Annotated in this window: 12 protein-coding genes and 1 pseudogene; 6 read left to right on the forward strand and 7 right to left on the reverse strand. The window is 61.6% G+C overall.

Translation table 11 applies throughout. From position 1 onward, the window contains the following. Positions 1 to 36 precede the first annotated feature (36 nt). Complete coding sequence (locus ACZ9DP_RS27180) at positions 37 to 1,488, forward strand: MFS transporter (protein ID WP_476204126.1); 1,452 nt, start codon at positions 37 to 39, stop codon at positions 1,486 to 1,488. A 67-nt stretch (positions 1,489 to 1,555) separates the two neighbouring features. Here the strand turns inward: ACZ9DP_RS27180 and ACZ9DP_RS27185 are convergent, their stop codons facing one another. The 6 genes and pseudogenes from ACZ9DP_RS27185 to ACZ9DP_RS27210 form a co-directional block, all read right to left on the reverse strand. Beyond that, positions 1,556 to 3,394 (reverse strand): ABC transporter ATP-binding protein, encoded by a 1,839-nt coding sequence (locus tag ACZ9DP_RS27185; RefSeq protein ID WP_476204127.1) that lies wholly within the window; start codon positions 3,392 to 3,394, stop codon positions 1,556 to 1,558. A 297-nt stretch (positions 3,395 to 3,691) separates the two neighbouring features. Continuing rightward, positions 3,692 to 3,961, reverse strand: coding sequence for a hypothetical protein (locus ACZ9DP_RS27190; protein WP_476204128.1), 270 nt, complete (start codon positions 3,959 to 3,961; stop codon positions 3,692 to 3,694). A gap of 30 nt (positions 3,962 to 3,991) precedes the next feature. Then, positions 3,992 to 4,774 (reverse strand): APH(3') family aminoglycoside O-phosphotransferase, encoded by a 783-nt coding sequence (locus tag ACZ9DP_RS27195; RefSeq protein ID WP_476204129.1) that lies wholly within the window; start codon positions 4,772 to 4,774, stop codon positions 3,992 to 3,994. Between the two features lie 141 nt (positions 4,775 to 4,915). Continuing rightward, positions 4,916 to 6,047 (reverse strand): peptide chain release factor 2 gene (gene prfB, locus ACZ9DP_RS27200; RefSeq protein ID WP_132552188.1). Its coding sequence is split into 2 segments (ribosomal slippage): positions 4,916 to 5,977 and positions 5,979 to 6,047, totalling 1,131 coding nucleotides; the frame shifts between segments, so codons are not numbered across the junction. 99 nt (positions 6,048 to 6,146) lie between these two features. After that, a complete protein-coding gene (locus ACZ9DP_RS27205) occupies positions 6,147 to 8,606 on the reverse strand; it encodes a penicillin-binding protein 1A (RefSeq protein ID WP_194729439.1) in 2,460 nt (819 codons plus the stop codon). 238 nt (positions 8,607 to 8,844) lie between these two features. Continuing rightward, positions 8,845 to 10,057, reverse strand: a pseudogene (locus ACZ9DP_RS27210) (N-acetylmuramoyl-L-alanine amidase). 678 nt (positions 10,058 to 10,735) lie between these two features. Here ACZ9DP_RS27210 and ACZ9DP_RS27215 point away from each other — a divergent pair. Beyond that, complete coding sequence (locus tag ACZ9DP_RS27215) at positions 10,736 to 13,570, forward strand: Rne/Rng family ribonuclease (RefSeq protein ID WP_074067505.1); 2,835 nt, start codon at positions 10,736 to 10,738, stop codon at positions 13,568 to 13,570. Positions 13,571 to 14,121: 551 nt separating this feature from the next. Here ACZ9DP_RS27215 and ACZ9DP_RS27220 read toward each other — a convergent pair. Further along, a complete protein-coding gene (locus ACZ9DP_RS27220; protein ID WP_476204130.1) occupies positions 14,122 to 15,279 on the reverse strand; it encodes a pyridoxal phosphate-dependent aminotransferase in 1,158 nt (385 codons plus the stop codon). 210 nt (positions 15,280 to 15,489) lie between these two features. Between ACZ9DP_RS27220 and ACZ9DP_RS27225 the strand changes: the two genes are divergently transcribed. The 4 genes from ACZ9DP_RS27225 to accC all read left to right on the forward strand — a co-directional run bounded on the left by ACZ9DP_RS27225 (position 15,490) and on the right by accC (position 18,684). Next, positions 15,490 to 16,248, forward strand: coding sequence for a DsbA family protein (locus ACZ9DP_RS27225; RefSeq protein ID WP_476204131.1), 759 nt, complete (start codon positions 15,490 to 15,492; stop codon positions 16,246 to 16,248). Positions 16,249 to 16,392: 144 nt separating this feature from the next. Then, entirely contained in the window at positions 16,393 to 16,830 is a 438-nt protein-coding gene (aroQ, locus tag ACZ9DP_RS27230; protein ID WP_074067500.1) for a type II 3-dehydroquinate dehydratase, read from the forward strand. 20 nt (positions 16,831 to 16,850) lie between these two features. Further along, positions 16,851 to 17,327 carry an acetyl-CoA carboxylase biotin carboxyl carrier protein gene (gene accB / locus ACZ9DP_RS27235; RefSeq protein WP_476204132.1) on the forward strand — a complete coding sequence of 159 codons (477 nt, stop codon included), beginning with the start codon at positions 16,851 to 16,853 and terminating at the stop codon, positions 17,325 to 17,327. Between the two features lie 10 nt (positions 17,328 to 17,337). After that, positions 17,338 to 18,684: an acetyl-CoA carboxylase biotin carboxylase subunit gene (gene accC, locus ACZ9DP_RS27240; RefSeq protein ID WP_074067497.1), complete on the forward strand. Its 1,347-nt coding sequence runs from the start codon at positions 17,338 to 17,340 to the stop codon at positions 18,682 to 18,684. The last annotated feature ends 3 nt before the right edge of the window (positions 18,685 to 18,687 follow it).

Raw genomic sequence — 18,687 nt, forward strand, 5'->3', positions numbered from 1 at the left:
TCAACAGCCTCGTAGAGGCCTGAGGGGGAAGGGCCGATGACCTCCTGCACAGATGACGCAACCAACGATGGCATAACCCCGGCAACTTCGGTTCGATGGGCGCTTGCCGGCCTTTGCCTATCCATGCTGCTATCTTCGCTCGGCACCAGCATTGCCAATGTCGCCTTGCCGACATTGGCTCAGGTGTTCGCCGCACCATTCCAACAGGCGCAGTGGATCATTCTTGCCTACCTCCTGGCGATCACGATCTTGATCGTCGGCGTCGGACGGCTGGGCGACATTGCCGGGCGCCGGCGGGTTCTCCTGGCGGGGCTGGTCGTGTTCACTGTCGCCTCGGCGCTCTGCGGCCTTGCACCCTCGCTCTGGTGGCTGATTGCCGCCCGGGCCGCGCAGGGCCTCGGCGCCGCCGTCCTGATGGCGCTTACGATGGCGTTCGTCGGCGAGACGGTCCCCAAGCAAAGAACCGGCAGCGCCATCGGACTGCTCGGAGCGATGTCGGCAATCGGCACCGCGCTCGGTCCGTCGCTTGGCGGCATTGCGATCGCCTGGCTCGGCTGGCGGGCAATCTTTCTCGTCAACATCCCGCTCGGTCTGCTGGCCTTTTTTCTTGCCCACCGTTTCCTGCCCGTCGACCGCGATTTGCCGAAAACGGACCGCCCTGGCTTCGACGCTCTGGGCACGCTGCTGCTTGCAGGCGCGCTCGCCGCCTATGCTCTCGCCATGACAATAGGGCGCGGCCATTTCGGCACGCTGAATGCGACGCTCCTGATGGCTGCACTCACCGGCATCGTCCTCTTTGTTTTCACTGAGGCGAAAGTGGCATCGCCTTTGATCCCATTGGCAGCATTCCGCAATTCGGAGTTCAGCGCCAGCCTTGCCATGAACGCCCTCGTCTCGACGATAATGATGGCGACGCTGGTGGTGAGCCCGTTCTATCTCTCCCGTGCGCTCGGGCTCAACGCGGCGTTCGTTGGAATGGTCATGTCGATTGGCCCGGTTGTCTCGGCGCTGACCGGCGCGCCGGCTGGCCGTCTCGTCGACCGTTTGGGCGCGCCGTTCGGGGTCATCGTCGGGCTCATCGAAATGGCCGTCGGTGCAGTTGCCCTATCCGTTCTTCCGGCAATGTTCGGCGTTGCCGGCTACATTGCCGCCATCGCCGTCCTGACCCCTGGTTATCAGTTGTTCCAGGCAGCCAACAACACCGCCGTCATGACCGATATCCCCGCCGATCGGCGGGGCGTCGTTTCCGGCCTGCTCAGCCTGTCGCGCAATCTCGGGCTCATCACCGGCGCTTCCGTCATGGGCGCCGTGTTCGCCTTTGCCGCGATGACGGCCGATATCACGACGGCACGTCCCGAAGCCGTTGCCACCGGCATGCAGGTCACCTTCGCCGTCGCGGCGGCTCTGACCGCCGTCGCAATCGCCATCGCCGTCCAAGGCCGCGCCCTTGCCATGCGTCCCTCGCCTCGTGGAGACAGGTCGGCTTAAGACGGCCTGAACCGCGCTCTGCCCGCTTTTTGACTGCTGGCCCGCCACCGTTGCGGCGGGCCAGTGGTCAAATGCTTGCCTGCACGCTGTGCAGGTTGGCATAGACGCCTTCCTGCGCCATGAGGTCGTTATGGGTGCCCTGTTCGATGATGCCATCGCCTGTGAGCACCAGGATGCGGTCGGCGTGGCGGACGGTGGAAAGACGGTGGGCGATGACCAGGGTGGTTCGGCCGTTCGCGAGATTGAGCAGCGCCTTCTGAACCGCCCGTTCGCTCTCGTTGTCGAGCGCGCTGGTTGCCTCGTCGAAGATCAGGATCGCCGGATCCTTGAGGAAAGCGCGCGCTATCGTGAGGCGCTGCCGCTGGCCGCCCGAAAGCTTGACACCGCGTTGGCCGATATCGGTGGCGTAGCCATTTGGCAGAGCCGTGATGAAGTCGTGAGCGTTGGCGGCACGGGCGGCGGCCTCCACCTCGGCATCGGTCGCGTCGGGCCGGCCGTAGCGAAGATTCTCCGCCACGGTGCCGGCAAAGAGATAGACGTCCTGCTGCACCACCCCGACATGTCGCCGCAGTGACGAGAGCGTCACGTCGCGAATGTCGGTACCGTCAATGCGGATCACCCCGGCCTGCACATCGTAGAAGCGCGGTATGAGCGCGCAAAGCGTGCTCTTGCCCACCCCTGAAGGACCAACCAAGGCCACGAACTCGCCCGGCGCAATGGTAAGCGAGAGCCGCTCGAGCACCTTGGGGCCATCGGACTCGTAGCCGAAGACGACGTCGGAAAAACTGATCTCACCCCTTGGAGCTGGCATGGGATGGGCGGCCGGGCGGTCGAAGACGTCCGGTGCGATCTCCAGGATCTCCATGGCCCGAACGAAGCCGGTGTAGCCCTCCTGCCAGAGGCGGACGAAATTGGCGAGCCGCTGCATCGGATCGACCAGCACCGCCACGCAGAGCAGAAAGGTGAGGATGTCCGCCACGGACAGCTCCGCCGTCAGGATGCGCAGCCCCCCGATCACGATGACAAGTATGGTGATGAGCTGTGCGAAAGTTTCGGTGCCCACCGAAAACCAGGCCTCGCTGCGGTAGCCGTCGGCGCGGCCTTGCAGGAACCGCCGGTTCAGCTTGGCAAAACGCTCCTGCTCCAGCGCCTCGTTGGCGAAGGACTGGACGACGCGAATGCCCGCCAGTGCGTCCTCCACGCGTTCGTTGACGGCGGCGATCTGCCGCTTGCTCGCTTCGAGTGCGCGGTTCATGCGCCGGTTGAAATGCAGCGCATAAGCCGCCGCCACCGGTGTGAGCAGCAGGATGAGGCTGGCCAAAGGCGGATCGATGAAGAACAGCACCAGCATGGCGCCGCCATATTTGAGTACGGCGATGGAGAGGTCCTCCGGGCCGTGGTGGAAGAGCTCGCCCAGCCACAGGGAATCGTTCGTGATGCGGCTCATCAACTGCCCAGTGCGTTGACGGTCGTAGAAGCTGAACGAGAGCTTCTGGCAGTGTTCGAAGAGCTCCTGCCGGACGGCGGCCTCGATACGGGCGCCCATCACGTGCCCCTGATAGTCGACGAAGAAGATGGCAACGGTTTGGATCGCCAGGATGGCAAGCATGAAGGCGCCGACGGCAAGGATCTGCTCGTAGGCCTCCGGCATGTTGGGCAGAGCCAGAAGGCGGCTTGTGACGAAGTTGGCACAGAGCGGCAGAGCCACCGCCGTACCGGCGACGAGGATTGCGCAGAGCAGATCCGCCAACAGCAAAGGCAGGTGTGGGCGATAGTAGGAGAGGAACTTGCGCATGCGCAAGCGGCGCCGGTCGCGGTCGGCGTTGCGCGGATAGTCGCGGAAGAATTTCAGGAAGCGGTTATGGCGCGGCGGGCTTTTCCTCGCGCGGGGGAACAGAGTGTGCATGAAGCAGAATGTCCTTGTGGGCGATGTTTCCTTTCTGGTTGGACAGGTTCGCTTTCATGTCAGTCTCCCCGGGGATCGGACCAATGAGAGCCTAAGCATCGCGGACAACCGCGACCGATTCAACCCGGCAGCGGAAAGAGATCGGCCGGTGTTGTCACTATGCAACAGCCGGTGGCCCGCCGCTGCCGCTCAGTGTGTAGCTGGCTGCAGTATGGATTTCCGTCGCGAAATGAGAAGGCGACGAACTGTTCGCAGCAACTGGACGACGCATGTTTTTCGAAGTCGAGCTCGCTGAGATTATAAAGCGCTGTCGATATTTGTCCGCACCGCGTGGCATGAGGACGCGAGTGTCTGGGTCGCATCGACAACGACGTGGAAGCACTGCCAGTAGAGGCTGAAACGCTGGAATTGCTCGAGAAAACGGCTCTCGCTCTTTCGGATCTGATCTAACTGAACGGAATTACGTCCGATCTGCCTGAAATCCCTGTCCACATCAGGGCAGAGCATCTGACCAAGACCGTCGTTCTGGTTGAAGCAAACCGGGCTGACGAAGGCCTTCCAGCTCATGAAAGCCTCGAGCGCTGGGATTTGCGCGAACTAAAAGAACTCGTCAAGCACCATGTAGTAGGCGACTTTCCCGTCATTGATGCCGGAAAGCCCATAACAATCGAGGAAATGCCGAACCCACGCTTCCCCGACATTGTATCGGATGCTTCGCAGTGCCAACGCAATATCCTGGTATCGATCCGCAACGCCCAGACGGCCGCAATCGACATATCCACTGAATTGCCCTTCATGCGTGATGAAGTTCGGCAAACAGGCGTCGCCGTGGGCAACGACGGGATCCGTGACGTCAGGCTGGTTGGCGTCCAGGTATGCAAAAAGGCTCGCAGCGGTTGCGTTTTGCCGCTCTTCGTCAAAATCACCCTCGTCTACGGCCCCCGCTACCATCCGCGCCTTGGCAAGCCTCAAACGAGCTGTCAGCCTGTGGTCGAAAGGGCAGGTTTCCGGATCAAGTTCGTGCAATCGACGCAAAGCGGCCGCCAGAATCTCGATGCGCTGCCTATCTGTGGTCAATTTGCACGAAGCCAGGTCGCTTCCCGCGAGCGCGCTCAGCAGCAGCCAGTTTCTGCCCTCATGGCTTTCCAGGGCGACGACACTGGGGCATTGCAGTCCTTGCTCGGCAAGCCACAGCAGACGCTCCGCCTCCAACGGCAATTCCGCAAAAGGACCCGCAATTTCGCCTTTCAGGAAAAACCGCGTCCGGCCACCTTCTGCGAGCCTGAACACGTCTGCAGACGAACATCCCAGATCGTCCTGCTTCCACTCGTGTCGAGATAGCAGCGCCCTTAGACTGGGAGGTAAGGCAGTGTTTTCCATCGGCACATCATGTCGTTTGCCATAGGCTTGGCACACACGCCAAGCCGCCTGCAACCACTTGCTGCAAGCGGATTTAGCCGCTAAGCCGGATGCCACACGTTTAAGTCAGGCTCACCGTCTCTTACGGTTCTCCCTCCAATCTCAATCAACGTCCTCGAGAACAGCGTCCGGCTTGCCGCTGATGCGGTGCGCGAGCGCTGCTTCCATGAACTCGTTGAGGTCGCCGTCGAGTACGTCGCCCGGTGCCGTGCTCGAAACGCCGGTGCGCAGGTCCTTGACCAGCTGATAGGGCTGCAGCACGTAGGAGCGGATCTGGTGGCCCCAGCCGATCTCGGTCTTGGACGCCGCTTCGGCGCTTGCTGCCTCTTCGCGCTTCTTCAGTTCCGCTTCATACATGCGGGCGCGCAGCATGTCCCAGGCCTTGGCGCGGTTCTTGTGCTGCGAGCGCTCCTGCTGGCAGGCGACGACGATGCCGGTCGGGATGTGGGTGATGCGCACTGCCGAGTCGGTCGTGTTGACGTGCTGGCCGCCCGCGCCCGACGAGCGGTAGGTGTCGATGCGGCAGTCGCTTTCGTTGATCTCGATGTTGATAGAGTCATCGACCACCGGATAAACCCAGATCGACGAGAAGGACGTATGGCGGCGCGCATTGCTGTCGTAGGGCGAGATGCGCACGAGCCGGTGCACGCCCGATTCCGTCTTCAGCCAGCCATAGGCGTTGTGTCCCTTGACGAGCAGCGTCGCGGACTTGATGCCCGCCTCTTCGCCGTCATGGACTTCGAGAAGCTCGACCTTGAAGCGCTGGCGTTCGGCCCAGCGGGTGTACATGCGAAGCAGCATGTTTGCCCAGTCCTGGCTTTCGGTGCCGCCGGCGCCCGAATGCACTTCGAGATAGGTATCGTTGGCATCGGCCTCGCCGGATAGCATGGCTTCCACCTGGCGGCGCGCGGCCTCGGCCTTCAGGCTCTTCAGCGCGTCCTCGGCCTCCTTGACGATGCTTTCATCGCCCTCTTCCTCACCCATCTCGATGAGTTCGACATGGTCGTTCAGCTGCTGTTCGAGCTGCTTCACGCCGTTGATGCCGTCATCGAGCTGCTGGCGCTCGCGCATCAGCTTCTGAGCTTCGGCAGCATCGTTCCAGAGATTCGGGTCCTCTGCCTTGTTGTTTAACCAGTCCAGCCGTCTTATCGCCTGGTCCCAGTCAAAGATGCCTCCTCAGCAGGGTGATAGCCTGCTTGGTTTCATCGACTACGTTTTCGATTTCCGCTCGCATTTTCCTGCTTCTTTGCGTTGGTCTTGAGTTGGTCCGTCAAATAGTTGCGGCGGCCGCGGATGTAAAGAGCCGCCGCCGTCGCATCCATGCGGGGATTGTTCAGTAGAGGCCGCCTGCGCCAGACTGCACGGCCTGGTTGGCCTGCGGCGAGGTCTTCAGGATTTCCTCCGGCGCCATGGTGCTGTCCATGCCGATGACGGACAAGCTGTCGGCCGGACCGGTGCCGGGCTTGAAGGCCTCGATAATGGTGTTCGGATCGCCCTCCATCGCCGCCATGCCGGTCTTGCGGTCGATCGGGATCAGGTTCATGCCCTGCGGGATGACGAATTTCGATTCCGGCATGTCCTTGACGGCTGCCTGCATGAATTCGTTGAAGATCGGAGCCGAGAGGCCGCCGCCCGTACCGCCGCGGCCAAGCGGCGCCGGATTGTCGAAACCCATGTAGAGGCCGGCCACGAGGTCGGGCGTGAAGCCTACGAACCAGGCATCCTTCTCGTCGTTGGTGGTGCCGGTCTTGCCGGCCACGTCGCGCCCGCCGAGGTCGATCTTGCCGGCCGCAGTGCCGCGAGTGATGACGCCCTGCATCATCGAGGTGATCTGATAGGCCGTCATCGGGTCGAGAACCTGCTCGCGGTTGTCGACGATGTTCGGCTCTTCCTGGTTCTGCCAGTCGCCGGCATTGCAGCTGTCGCAGAGGCGTTCCTCATGTCTGAAGATCGTCTTGCCGTAGCGGTCCTGGATGCGGTCGATCAGCGTCGGCTTGATCTGCTTGCCGCCGTTGGCGATCACCGAATAGGCCGAAACCATGCGCAACACGGTGGTCTCGCCGGAGCCGAGCGACATGGCAAGCAGCGCCGGCATCTTGTCGTAGATGCCGAAGCGCTCGGCATATTCGGCAACGATGTTCATGCCGAGGTCATTGGCAAGGCGCACGGTCATCAGGTTGCGCGAGTGCTCGATGCCGGAGCGCAGCGTCGACGGACCGTTGAACTCACCGCCGTAGTTTTCCGGCCTCCAGACCTGGCCGCCGGAGACGACCTCAATCGGCGCGTCCATGATCACCGAAGCCGGCGTGTAGCCGTTGTCCATGGCCGCAGCATAGACGAACGGCTTGAACGAAGAGCCCGGCTGGCGCATCGCCTGCGTCGCGCGGTTGAATTCCGATTGCCCATAGGAAAAACCGCCTGCCATCGCAAGAACGCGGCCGGTCTTCGGGTCCATGGCAACGAGGCCGCCCTGAACCTTCGGCGGTTGGCGAAGACGGTAGGAGGTCGAGCCTTCGCCCCCCAGCCGCTCGACATAGACGACGTCGCCCGGCGAAAGCACGCCTTCCGGCGACTTGGCCGTCTTGCGCTCGCCGGTCGAGGAGCGGTAGGCCCACTGCATGTTCTTCGCCTCGATCGTGCCATGCTCGCGCTCGGCGGCAGCCTTTCCCGCACCGTCCCTGGCGGGCTGGAGGCCGATGTCGACGCTTTCGGTGGAAACGGCAAGCACGACGGCGAGGCGCCATTCGGGCACGTCGGAGAGTGCTGGGATTTCCGCGAGCGCCTTGCCCCAATCGGCAGTGGTGTCGATCGACTTCAGCGGTCCATGGAAGCCGCGGCGTTCGTCGTAGGTCGTCAGGCCGTCCTGCAGCGCCTTGCGGGCGGCAAGCTGCATCTGCGGATCGAGCGAGGTGCGGACCGAAAGCCCGCCTTCGTAAAGCGCCTTTTCGCCATACTGGCCGATGAGCTGGCGGCGGACAGCCTCGGCGAAGTAATCCGAAGCAAAGAGCGAAGGGCCGTTGCTGCGGGCGGTCACGCCGAGCAGCTGCTTCTTGGCTTCCGCCCCGTCGCTCTGGCTCACATAGCCGTTTTCGACCATGCGGTCGATGACCCAGTTGCGGCGCTCCACCGCGGCATCCGGATGGCGGAAGGGATGATAGTTTGCCGGGCCCTTCGGCAACGAGGCGAGATAGGCGGCTTCGGCAACCGTGAGTTCGGTGACCGACTTGTTGAAGTAGGTGAGTGCTGCACCGGCGATGCCGTAGGAATTCAGGCCGAAGAAGATCTCGTTCAGATAGAGCTCGAGGATCTTGTCCTTGCTGTAGGCCTGCTCGATGCGGAAGGAGAGGATCGCTTCCTTGATCTTGCGGTCGATCGTCTGGTCGGATGTCAGGAGGAAGTTCTTCGCCACCTGCTGGGTGATCGTCGAGGCGCCCACCGGACGGCGGCCGGAGCCGAAATTCTGCAGGTTGACGACGATGGCGCGCGCAAGGCCGCTCAAGTCGACGCCGGGATGGTTATAGAAATTCTTGTCTTCGGCCGAAAGGAAGGCCGCCTTGACGCGATCCGGGATCGCCTGGATCGGCAGGAAAAGACGCTTCTCCTTGGCATATTCGGCCATCAGCGCACCGTTTCCGGCATGCACGCGGGTGGTGACCGGCGGCGCATAGCTGTTCAGGACGGCGTAATCGGGGAGATCCTTCGCGACGTTTGCCAGGTAGACGGCAACGACGGCAGCAGCGCCGAGAAACAGGACGCAAGCAATTCCGAAGAAATATCCAAGAAGTCTGATCATATTGAGCTACCGGTATTCCAAATTTTCAATCGGCGCAGGCGCTATATTTGCATCTAAGCGGGCGACTTGCACGTCGCGCGGGCTTACTCCATGAGCGCCATCGCGACAAGCCGTCCAACCCGCCTGTCGAAAACATAGCGGCGAGTAACGGCCTGAATGTGAGCAAAATAGGGCTCCCCTGCCCCATTCACATGCTCCGCTTTGCTTTCGCCGCGGGTGTCACATCTCAGCCACGGCCTCAGCCGCCATTGGCAACCACGGAGGAGCGGTAGCGCTTGACGGCGTCGGTCAACAGCTCGGCGATCTTCACCCGCCATTTCTCGTCGAGCAGCAGCTTTTCGTCTTCCGCGTTGGAGAGGAAACCGAGTTCGAGCAGGATCGAGGGCACATCCGGCGCCCGCAGAACCTGGAAGCCCGCATGCCGATGCGGATTGTTGATCGTACTGATCTGATCCTTGAAGGAGCCGAGCACGCTTTCGGCCAGCGAGATCGAGAAGGCCTGGGTCTCGCGGCGCGTCAGATCGAGCAGGATATCGGCCACTGCCGGCGGTTCGGCGGCGGTTTCCTTGCCGGCGATCTGATCGGACAGGTTTTCGCGCTCGGCAAGATCGGCTGCAAGCTTGTCGGAGGCCTTGTCGGAGATCGTATAAACCGTCGCGCCGCGGATATCCTTCTGCTTCAGCGTATCGGCGTGCAGCGAGATGAAGAGGCCAGCATGGTTCTGCCTGGCGATCTGCACGCGCTCGGCAAGTGACAGGAATTCATCCTCGCTGCGGGTGAGGAACGCCTTGATGCCATGCTCGCGGTTCAGCCGGTCGGTCAGCGCCTTGGCGAAGGCGAGCGTCACCTGCTTTTCCTCGGTCTTGGTATCGACGCCGATCGCGCCGGTATCGATGCCGCCATGGCCGGCGTCGACGGCGATGATGAAATCGCCGGGCTTTGCCGCCTCGGGCGCCGGCATTGCGTTCGCCGGCTGCGGACGGTCTGCCGGATCGCTCCAGGACTGCGCCTTGACGAGGGCCGTGAACTCCTCCTTGCCGGTCATCTCGGCATCGAGCACGAGGCGGTAGCCCCTGCCATCCTCGTCCGCCTGCACCTTGGCCGTCGCCAGCTTCACCGGCTTGACGGCGCTCAGCACGATGCGGGCGCTGCCTTCGTCCATCGTGCCGTAGCGGATGTCCTTGAAAAGCCCCCTCGCCGCCAGATCCTTGGCCTGGAATCCGAAAGCGGTCGCCGGCAGATCGACGACGATGCCGCTCGGGGTTGGCGATATAGTGGACCGAAAAACTCGGCTGCCGGTCGAAATCGATGACGACGCGGGTTCGAGCGTCGTCGCCGATGATGCGGGCGCCATAGGCAAGCAACGCCTCGGGCTTCTTCGGATCGGCGGCAAGCGCGGTGATGGCCTGGAGCGAAACCGCCGCCGCTGCGAGCACGCCTACGAATCTCATCTTCCGCTTGCCGGATTCCCCCGCTGCGGGCCGCACCCTCTTAAACAATCGACCGCACACCCTATCTGTCATTGCAATGGATCCTTGCGGCCTAATACACGCACCGCCCGGCTTTCAGCGCTTGTACGCCGCGCCGAATCAGGACCGCTATTTCCCCATTGTCTATGCGTTTCGAAATCCATCAATATTATGGCGCATTTGGCTTTTCCCTTGCTATTGTGACAGAGAAACCATACAACGATTTTCAGGTTAGAAAGTGTTGACGGGATAGAGTCGCCGCGCGGCTGCCAACCCCACGAGGACCTTGGCGCCACAACCGGCAATCGTCCGCCGTCTTACGCGCTTCTCTCCACGGTAAACTGGATCCTGAATTTTCCGGCGTATGCGGAAACTTCATCGGTGGATAGCCACCAAACGCTCTGAGGAGCAAACTCATCGGACCCCAAGGGGTCTTAAGTATTGTCGATCTCGCTTGGTCATAATGGTTTCGCAGCAGGTTTTATCCAAAGTCTACAGGCCCCGGGAGAATGATTTCCCCGCTGTTGCCTGGCTGCTGCTGTCCCGCCCGAACCAAGCGCGACTTTCATTATCCGGCGCACCCACGTTCGACCGCATGCCCCCTGTTATCAATACAGGCGGGAATGCGCGTCTGCGGCTGCGCCGAGGAGCACACCTTACATGGCAGACAAAATGCTTATCGACGCGTCTCACGAGGAAGAGACACGTGTCGTTGTCGTTCGCGGGAACCGTATAGAAGAATTTGACTTCGAGTCGCAGCACAAGAAGCAGATACGCGGCAACATCTATCTCGCAAAAGTAACGAGGGTCGAACCCTCGCTGCAGGCCGCTTTCGTCGATTACGGCGGCAACCGGCACGGCTTCCTGGCCTTTGCCGAAATCCATCCCGACTATTACCAGATCCCGCTGGCCGACCGTCAGGCTCTGCTTCGCGCCGAGGCCGAGGAGCACCGCCGAGACGACGATGTCGAGCATGTCGAAACCGCGCCGGTGAGCGACCTGTCGACCCAGGAGCAGCCCGACATCGGCATCGTGCCGAAGAAAGAGCCGGCCGCCGAAGAGGTTTCCGAAGACGCCGCTCCGGTTGAAGCAAGCGCTCCGGCCGCCGAAGAGGCTCCGGCAAAGAAGGCCAAGCCGCGCCGCAGCCGCAAGAAGGCCGTCGAAACCACCGCAACCGAAGATGCCATCCCGACCGATGTCGAAGCACCTTCCGCCTCAGTCGTCGACAATGACGACGAAGGCCCCGTCGGCGGCAGCATGGCTGCTGCTGTCGAGACCGACTCGATCTCCGAAGACGTCGATTCCCGCCGCCGCGGCAATGACGACGATGACGACGACGACCATGAAGAGGAAGTGATCGAATCCGTCGGCGCCGAAGACGCGATGGAAGAGGTACCGGACCGCGTACAGCGCAAGCCGCGCAAGCAGTACCGCATTCAGGAAGTCATCAAGCGCCGCCAGATCCTGCTTGTGCAGGTCGCCAAGGAAGAGCGCGGCAACAAGGGCGCGGCGCTCACCACCTATCTCTCGCTCGCAGGCCGCTACTCGGTTCTGATGCCGAACACGGCTCGCGGCGGCGGCATTTCCCGGAAGATCACCAATCCGCAGGACCGCAAGCGTCTCAAGGAAATCGCCCGGATGCTCGAAGTCCCGCAGGGCATGGGCGTCATCCTGCGCACGGCCGGCGCCAACCGCACCAAGGTCGAGGTCAAGCGCGACTTCGAATATCTGATGCGCCTGTGGGAAAACGTCCGCACGCTGACGCTCGCATCCACCGCGCCCTGCCTCGTCTACGAGGAAGGCTCGCTCATCAAGCGCTCGATCCGCGACCTCTACAACAAGGACATCAGCGAAATCATCGTTTCCGGCGAGGAAGGCTATCGTGAAGCGAAAGACTTCATGAAGATGCTGATGCCGAGCCATGCCAAGGTGGTTCAGCCCTACCGCGACATCCATCCGATCTTCTCGCGCTCCGGCATCGAGGCGCAACTCGACCGCATGCTGCAGCCGCAGGTGACGCTGAAGTCCGGCGGCTACCTGATCATGAACCAGACGGAAGCGCTCGTTTCGATCGACGTCAACTCCGGCCGCTCGACGCGTGAACATTCGATCGAGGACACCGCACTCCAGACGAATCTCGAGGCTGCCGATGAAGTCGCCCGCCAGCTTCGCCTGCGTGACCTTGCCGGTCTCATCGTCATCGACTTCATCGACATGGAAGAAAAGCGCAACAACCGCGCCGTCGAGAAGAAGCTGAAGGAATGCCTGAAGAACGACCGTGCCCGCATCCAGGTCGGCCGCATCTCGCATTTCGGCCTGCTCGAAATGTCCCGCCAGCGCATCCGCGCTTCGGTGCTTGAATCCACGACCCAGGTCTGCTCGCATTGCGGCGGTACCGGCCATGTGCGCTCGCAGTCCTCCGTCGCGCTGCATGTGCTGCGCGGCGTCGAGGAATACCTGCTGAAGAACACGACGCACGACATCACCGTGCGCACCACGCCGGAAATCGCGCTCTACCTGCTCAACCACAAGCGCCAGTCGATCGTCGATTATGAAACCCGCTTCGGCGTCGCAATTGTCGTCGATGCCGATAGCGCAGTCGGCTCGCAACATTTCGCGATCGATCGGGGCGAACCGGTCGAAAATCCGGTCAAGATCGAAACCCTCTTCAACTTCGCAGCCATCCCTGACGATGACGACGAAGATATCGTCATCGAGACGGAGGAGGAAGAAGACGAGGAGCTTGAAGAAAAGCCCGCAGCCGCCGAGCGCGCGCCCCAGCAGCGCGCCGAAGGTGATGGCGAAGGCGGCCGCAAGCGCAAGCGCCGCCGCCGCCGCCGTGGCCGCAATGGTGCCGGTGAGCAGATCGCCGCCCAGGAGACCGTTTCCGGCGAAACCGGCAACGAGGATGAAGGCGACGAGGAGGGTAGCGAGGGCGATGATACAGCCGCAGCAACCTCCGAAACGGGGGCTGAAAGCGAAGAATCCCAGCGCCGCAAACGCCGGCGCCGCGGCAAACGTGGCGGCCGCCGCAACCGCGAGGAAGGCGAAGAACTGAGCGCCGGCGCGGAAGCCGTCGACGAAAACGCCGCTGATGCCGGGGATGGCACCGAGGCCGAAACGCAGGCTGAGATCGTCGAGGCCGTTGCCGAAGAAGCCGCCGATGGCCAGCCGGCAATGGCAGCCGTCGAGTCCGGCGCATTTGTCACGGAAGCAAAGCCCGCCAAGGGCCGCAGCCGCCGCAAGGCCGCCGCGTCTCCCGTCGAAGAACCGGTTGCCGAAGCCGTACCTGCGGAAGCCGAAACGGCCGAAGCCTACGCCGATCTCGCGACTCCGGCAGAGGACGAAGCCAAGCCGGTCCGCGCCAACCGCGAATCGAACATCTCCTCTTCGGCGACCCCGACGGTCAAATCCACGCGCAGCGAGCCCGCCGAGGCCGACAATGACGGCAAGCCAAAAAAAGCCGGCTGGTGGCAACGCCGCGGCTTCTTCTGAGACGCCGACCCAGGATCATGAAGCGACAATCCGGCTGCGGCAACGCGGCCGGATTTTTTTATCCGCTCGTCTGGTTGCGCGAAGGATGTAGCAAGAGGCTCTGGCGAGGTTTGGCAGTTTGTAAAATTGCCCTTGGCACTTGGCCAAGGCTTAGGTTTTATTGGTAAGGGGAACGCTACCCGCAGAAATGATCCCCTCTGGGCGGCGGTCGGACAGAAAATTCCGGGCCGGGTGTTACCGGACATGTCTGTGAGACACACAGACAGACCCCGCCAGGAAAGTGCGGCCGTTCATCCCAAAGCCTTGCGCTCCAACGAGGCGCCGATATCCGAGAGAGACCGACTGCCGATAAAAATCGCCGAAGGGGCGGTGGGAAGCCCCATATGCTTCACTTCAACGCGGCAAATTCCAGCCCCGTCCGAGTGGAACGCAAGATGCAAGACGCGGGGTGAAACCCACCGCGTGAACACGAGACCATGATTGCGAATATTTTGATTCAAGTACTTTCAAAAATCCTTTCGAAATCCTCGGCAAGCCTCGGAAATCAGACTCTATTTCAGCCAGACGGCAATGCGTTCCACCGCCTCGGCGATGTCGGCCTCGGAGCCCGCATAGGACATGCGCATCGTCCGGTTGCCCTCCAAGGGATCGAAGTCGAAGCCGGGTGTGGCGGCGACATCGATTTCCGCCAGCATGCGCTTGGCGAAGGCCATGCTGTCATTGGTGAAGCGGGTGACGTCGACATAGGCATAGAAGGCGCCGTCCATGGGCGAAGCGATCGAAAGCCCGATCTCGGGAAGACGCCGCATCAGGAAATCGCGGTTCCTGGCATAGCTTGCCCTATAGACATCGAGCTCCGCCGTTGCGTTGAGTGCCGCCGTTGCGGCGATCTGGGAAAGCTCTGGCGGCGAGATGTAGAGGCTTTGCGCCACGCGCTCGATCGGCCGGACCAGTCGCTCCGGCAGCACCATCCAGCCGATGCGCCAGCCGGTCATGCAATAATATTTCGAAAAGGAGTTGATGACGATCGCCTCGCCGGTCAGCTCCAGCGCGCTCGTCTCCTCGCCGGCAAATGTCAGCCCGTGGTAGATTTCGTCGGAGATGAAGGCGATCGAGTTGGCGGCGCAATAATCGGCGAGCGCCTTCAGCGCCTCCCTGCCCGTCACCGTGCCCGTCGGATTGGCCGGGCTTGCGAGCAGTACGCCTTTCAGCCTGACGCCGCCTTCCTTTTGCGCCGCCTCCAGGCTTTCCGGCGTCAGCGTGAAATGCGCCTCGGCCGTCACCGGCACTTCAATAATCTTCAAGCCGAGCGCGCCGAGGATATTGCGATAGGCCGGATAACCGGGCCTGGCGATCGCCACGGCATCGCCGGCATCGAAGAGCGAAAGAAAGGCAAGGTTGAAGCCCGCAGACGAGCCGGTGGTGACGGCGATCCGTAGCGGGTCGATGTCAAGCCCGTGCCGGTCGCGGTAGTGCTCAGCGAGCGCTTGCTTCAGGCGTGCGGTGCCGAGGGCGTCGGTATAGCCGATCCTGCCCTTGGCGAGCGCTGCGCGTGCCGCATCGAGTGCTGCCTGCGGCGCGGGATGCGAAGGCTGGCCGACCGCCATGGAAATAACCGGATGACCGCTTGCGCGCCGTCTGGTCGCCTCGGCGAGCACGTCCATGGCGTGGAAGGGTTCGACTTCGCTGCGTCTCGATATGGAAAACAAGGCTGCATATCTCCGGAAGTTCACTTGCGGCCAGACAATTGCCGCAATAATCGGCTCATCACAATCCCGCGATTGTGTCGCGCCTGCGAAAAATCCTGTTTGAGGACGGGACCATGCGCCGTAATTTGGTGCTTCGCAGTTCTACCTGTTAACACGGCGATGATAAGATGCAGCAAATATCGCGCCCCATCCGCCGTAAACGAGGATAAAATGACCTTCTTCCCGAAAGCCTTCACCGCCCTTGCGCTCGCAGCGAGCGTTGCCCTGCCCCTTCCGGCGGCAGCCCTCGATGACGCGCAGAAGAAGGAGTTCGGCGAGTTCATCAAGGAATACCTGATCCAGAACCCCGAGATCATGATTGACGTTCAAAATGCCCTGCAGAAGAAGCAGGAAGAGGCTCGCCTCGTGAAAGCCAACAGGGCGATCGAAGACAACGAGAAGGAAATCTTCGACGCGAAATACGACGCGGCCATCGGCAATCCGAAGGGCGACGTCACGATCGTCGAGTTCTTCGACTACAATTGCGGTTATTGCCGCCACGCTCTTTCAGACATGCAGACCATGCTCGAAAAAGACAAGAACGTCCGTTTCGTGCTGAAGGAACTTCCGATCCTCGGGCCGGAATCGGCTGCTGCCCACAAGGTCTCGGGCGCCTTCCGCAAGCTTGCGCCTGAAAAATACGGCGAGTTCCACATCGCCCTGCTCGGCAGCGGTGGACGGGCTGATGAGGAGAAGGCTCTCGGCGTTGCGGAATCGCTCGGCGTCAGCAAGGAGCAGATCCTCGCGGAGATGAAGAAGAGCCCGAGTGACGAGAGCGTTCAGAAGACCTATCAGCTTGCCCAGAACCTCGGCATCACCGGCACACCGTCCTATGTGATCGGCAACGAGCTGGTGCAGGGCGCGGTCGGCTTCGACGACCTGGAGGCCAAGGTCAAGAACATGCGCACCTGCGGCAAGACGAGCTGCTGAGGCCGCGCCCATCAATTCGCCAAAATCCAAGTGTTTCAGCCATGTGGACAAATATGGCACGATTCCGGCTGCCCTCCCCAAAGGGCTTTCAATCAAGGCATGGGGAGTCTATAGGTGGCCCTCGTGCTTTTGACGGAACATTCGATGACGCAGACCATTTTCGTCCTGAACGGACCTAACCTGAATTTGCTGGGCACCAGAGAGCCCGGCATTTACGGCGGAAAGACGCTCACGGATATCGAGACGGATTGCAAGGCGGCGGGCGGCGAACTCGGCTTGGAGATCGACTTCCGCCAGAGCAATCATGAAGGCGTCCTCATCGACTGGCTCCACGAGGCAAACGGCAAGGCGGCGGGCGTCATGCTCAATGCCGGCGCCTACACGCACACCTCGCTCGCACTGCACGATGCAATCCGCGCTATTTCCATTCCGGTGGTGGAACTCCATATCACCAACGTTCATGCTCGCGAAGAATTTCGCCACAAGTCGTTGATTGCGCCCGCTGTGAAGGGTGTCATCTGCGGTTTTGGCCCCCATAGCTATATCCTGGCGCTCCACGCGCTGAAGAACCTCACGGCATAAGAAGAAGACAGGGCACACTCATGGCTGAGACGAAAAAAGGTATCGATCAGGCGCTGATCCGCGATCTCGCAAACATCCTCAACGACACGGACCTGACGGAGATCGAGGTCGAGCAGGACGATCTGCGTATCCGCGTTTCGCGCGCCGGCAACACGCATTATGTCCAGGCGCCGATCGGTGTTCCTGCCTATGCTGCAGCCGCTTCTTCTGCAGCCGTACCGCAGCCTGCTCCCGCTGTTCCGGCCGCCGCAGTGCGTAACCCGGCCAACACCGTCAACGCGCCGATGGTCGGCACTGTCTACATGGCTCCGGCTCCCGGCGCCCGTGCCTTCATCGAAGTCGGCGCGACCGTCAAGGAAGGCCAAACGCTTCTCATCATCGAAGCAATGAAGACGATGAACCAGATCCCGTCTCCGAAGTCCGGTAAGGTCACGGAGATCCTCGTCGAGGATGGTCAGCCCGTCGAATACGGCCAACTCCTCGTCGTCATCGAATAAGGCAGGCGTCATGGTCTCCAAAATCCTCATAGCCAATCGCGGGGAAATCGCGCTGCGCGTGCTGCGCGCCTGCAAGGAGCTCGGCATTCCCTGCGTCGTGGTTCACTCCACCGCCGATGCCGATGCCATGCATGTGCGCCTTGCCGACGAGAGCGTCTGCATTGGCCCGCCGCCCTCGCGCGATAGCTATCTGAACATCCATCAGATCGTTGCTGCCTGCGAAATCACCGGTGCGGATGCCGTGCATCCGGGCTATGGCTTCCTTTCGGAAAATGCCAAGTTCGCGGACATTCTCGATGCCCACGACATCACCTTCATCGGTCCGACGGCGGACCATATCCGCATCATGGGCGACAAGATCACCGCCAAGACGACCGCGCTGGAACTCGGCATCCCGGTTGTTCCAGGCTCGGACGGCGAAGTGAAGACCGAGGAAGATGCGATCAAGACGGCAGCCTTGATCGGCTATCCGGTTCTCATCAAGGCAACGGCAGGCGGCGGCGGCCGCGGCATGAAGGTCGCAAAATCCGAGGCCGACCTCATCGAGGCTTGGTCGACAGCACGCGCGGAAGCGGCGGCGGCCTTCGGCAACGACGCCGTCTACATGGAAAAGTATCTCGGCAAGCCGCGCCACATCGAAATCCAGGTGTTTGGCGACGGTGAAGGCAATGCGATCCACCTTGGCGAACGTGACTGCTCGCTACAGCGCCGTCACCAGAAAGTCTGGGAAGAGGCAAACTCTCCGGCGCTTAACGTCGAGCAGCGCATGAAGATCGGCCAGATCTGCGCCGACGCCATGAAGAAGCTGAAGTATCGCGGCGCCGGCACGATCGAATTCCTCTACGAAAACGGCGAATTCTATTTCATCGAAATGAACACCCGCCTGCAGGTGGAGCATCCGATCACCGAAGCGATCACCGGCATCGATCTCGTGCACGAGCAGATCCGCGTCGCCTCCGGCCGCGGCCTCTCCGTCACGCAGGAAGAGGTCACCTTCGAGGGTCACGCCATCGAATGCCGCATCAATGCCGAGGACCCGCGCACTTTCGTGCCTTCGCCCGGCACGATCACGCATTTTCATGCGCCGGGCGGCCTCGGTGTGCGCATCGATAGCGGCGCCTATCAGGGCTACAAGATCCCCCCCTACTATGATAGCCTTATCGGCAAGCTCATCGTGCATGGACGTACCCGCGTCGAATGCATGATGCGTCTGCGCCGTGCTCTTGACGAATTCGTCGTCGACGGCATCAAGACGACGCTACCACTGTTCCAGGATCTCGTGTCCAATCAGGATATCGCCAACGGCGACTATGATATCCACTGGCTGGAACACTACCTGGCCAACCATCCGGCATAACGG

It is taken from the genome of Rhizobium sp. USDA 4016 (assembly GCF_056279705.1).

What these genes read in the sequence shown, in the direction of transcription:
- ACZ9DP_RS27180 (WP_476204126.1), top strand. Translation starts at nt 37, where the DNA reads ATGACCTCCTGCACAGATGACGCAACCAACGATGGCATAACCCCGGCA.
- ACZ9DP_RS27185 (WP_476204127.1), bottom strand. Translation starts at nt 3,394, where the DNA reads ATGCACACTCTGTTCCCCCGCGCGAGGAAAAGCCCGCCGCGCCATAAC.
- ACZ9DP_RS27190 (WP_476204128.1), bottom strand. Translation starts at nt 3,961, where the DNA reads ATGAGCTGGAAGGCCTTCGTCAGCCCGGTTTGCTTCAACCAGAACGAC.
- ACZ9DP_RS27195 (WP_476204129.1), bottom strand. Translation starts at nt 4,774, where the DNA reads ATGGAAAACACTGCCTTACCTCCCAGTCTAAGGGCGCTGCTATCTCGA.
- ACZ9DP_RS27205 (WP_194729439.1), bottom strand. Translation starts at nt 8,606, where the DNA reads ATGATCAGACTTCTTGGATATTTCTTCGGAATTGCTTGCGTCCTGTTT.
- ACZ9DP_RS27215 (WP_074067505.1), top strand. Translation starts at nt 10,736, where the DNA reads ATGGCAGACAAAATGCTTATCGACGCGTCTCACGAGGAAGAGACACGT.
- ACZ9DP_RS27225 (WP_476204131.1), top strand. Translation starts at nt 15,490, where the DNA reads ATGACCTTCTTCCCGAAAGCCTTCACCGCCCTTGCGCTCGCAGCGAGC.
- aroQ (WP_074067500.1), top strand. Translation starts at nt 16,393, where the DNA reads ATGACGCAGACCATTTTCGTCCTGAACGGACCTAACCTGAATTTGCTG.
- accB (WP_476204132.1), top strand. Translation starts at nt 16,851, where the DNA reads ATGGCTGAGACGAAAAAAGGTATCGATCAGGCGCTGATCCGCGATCTC.
- accC (WP_074067497.1), top strand. Translation starts at nt 17,338, where the DNA reads ATGGTCTCCAAAATCCTCATAGCCAATCGCGGGGAAATCGCGCTGCGC.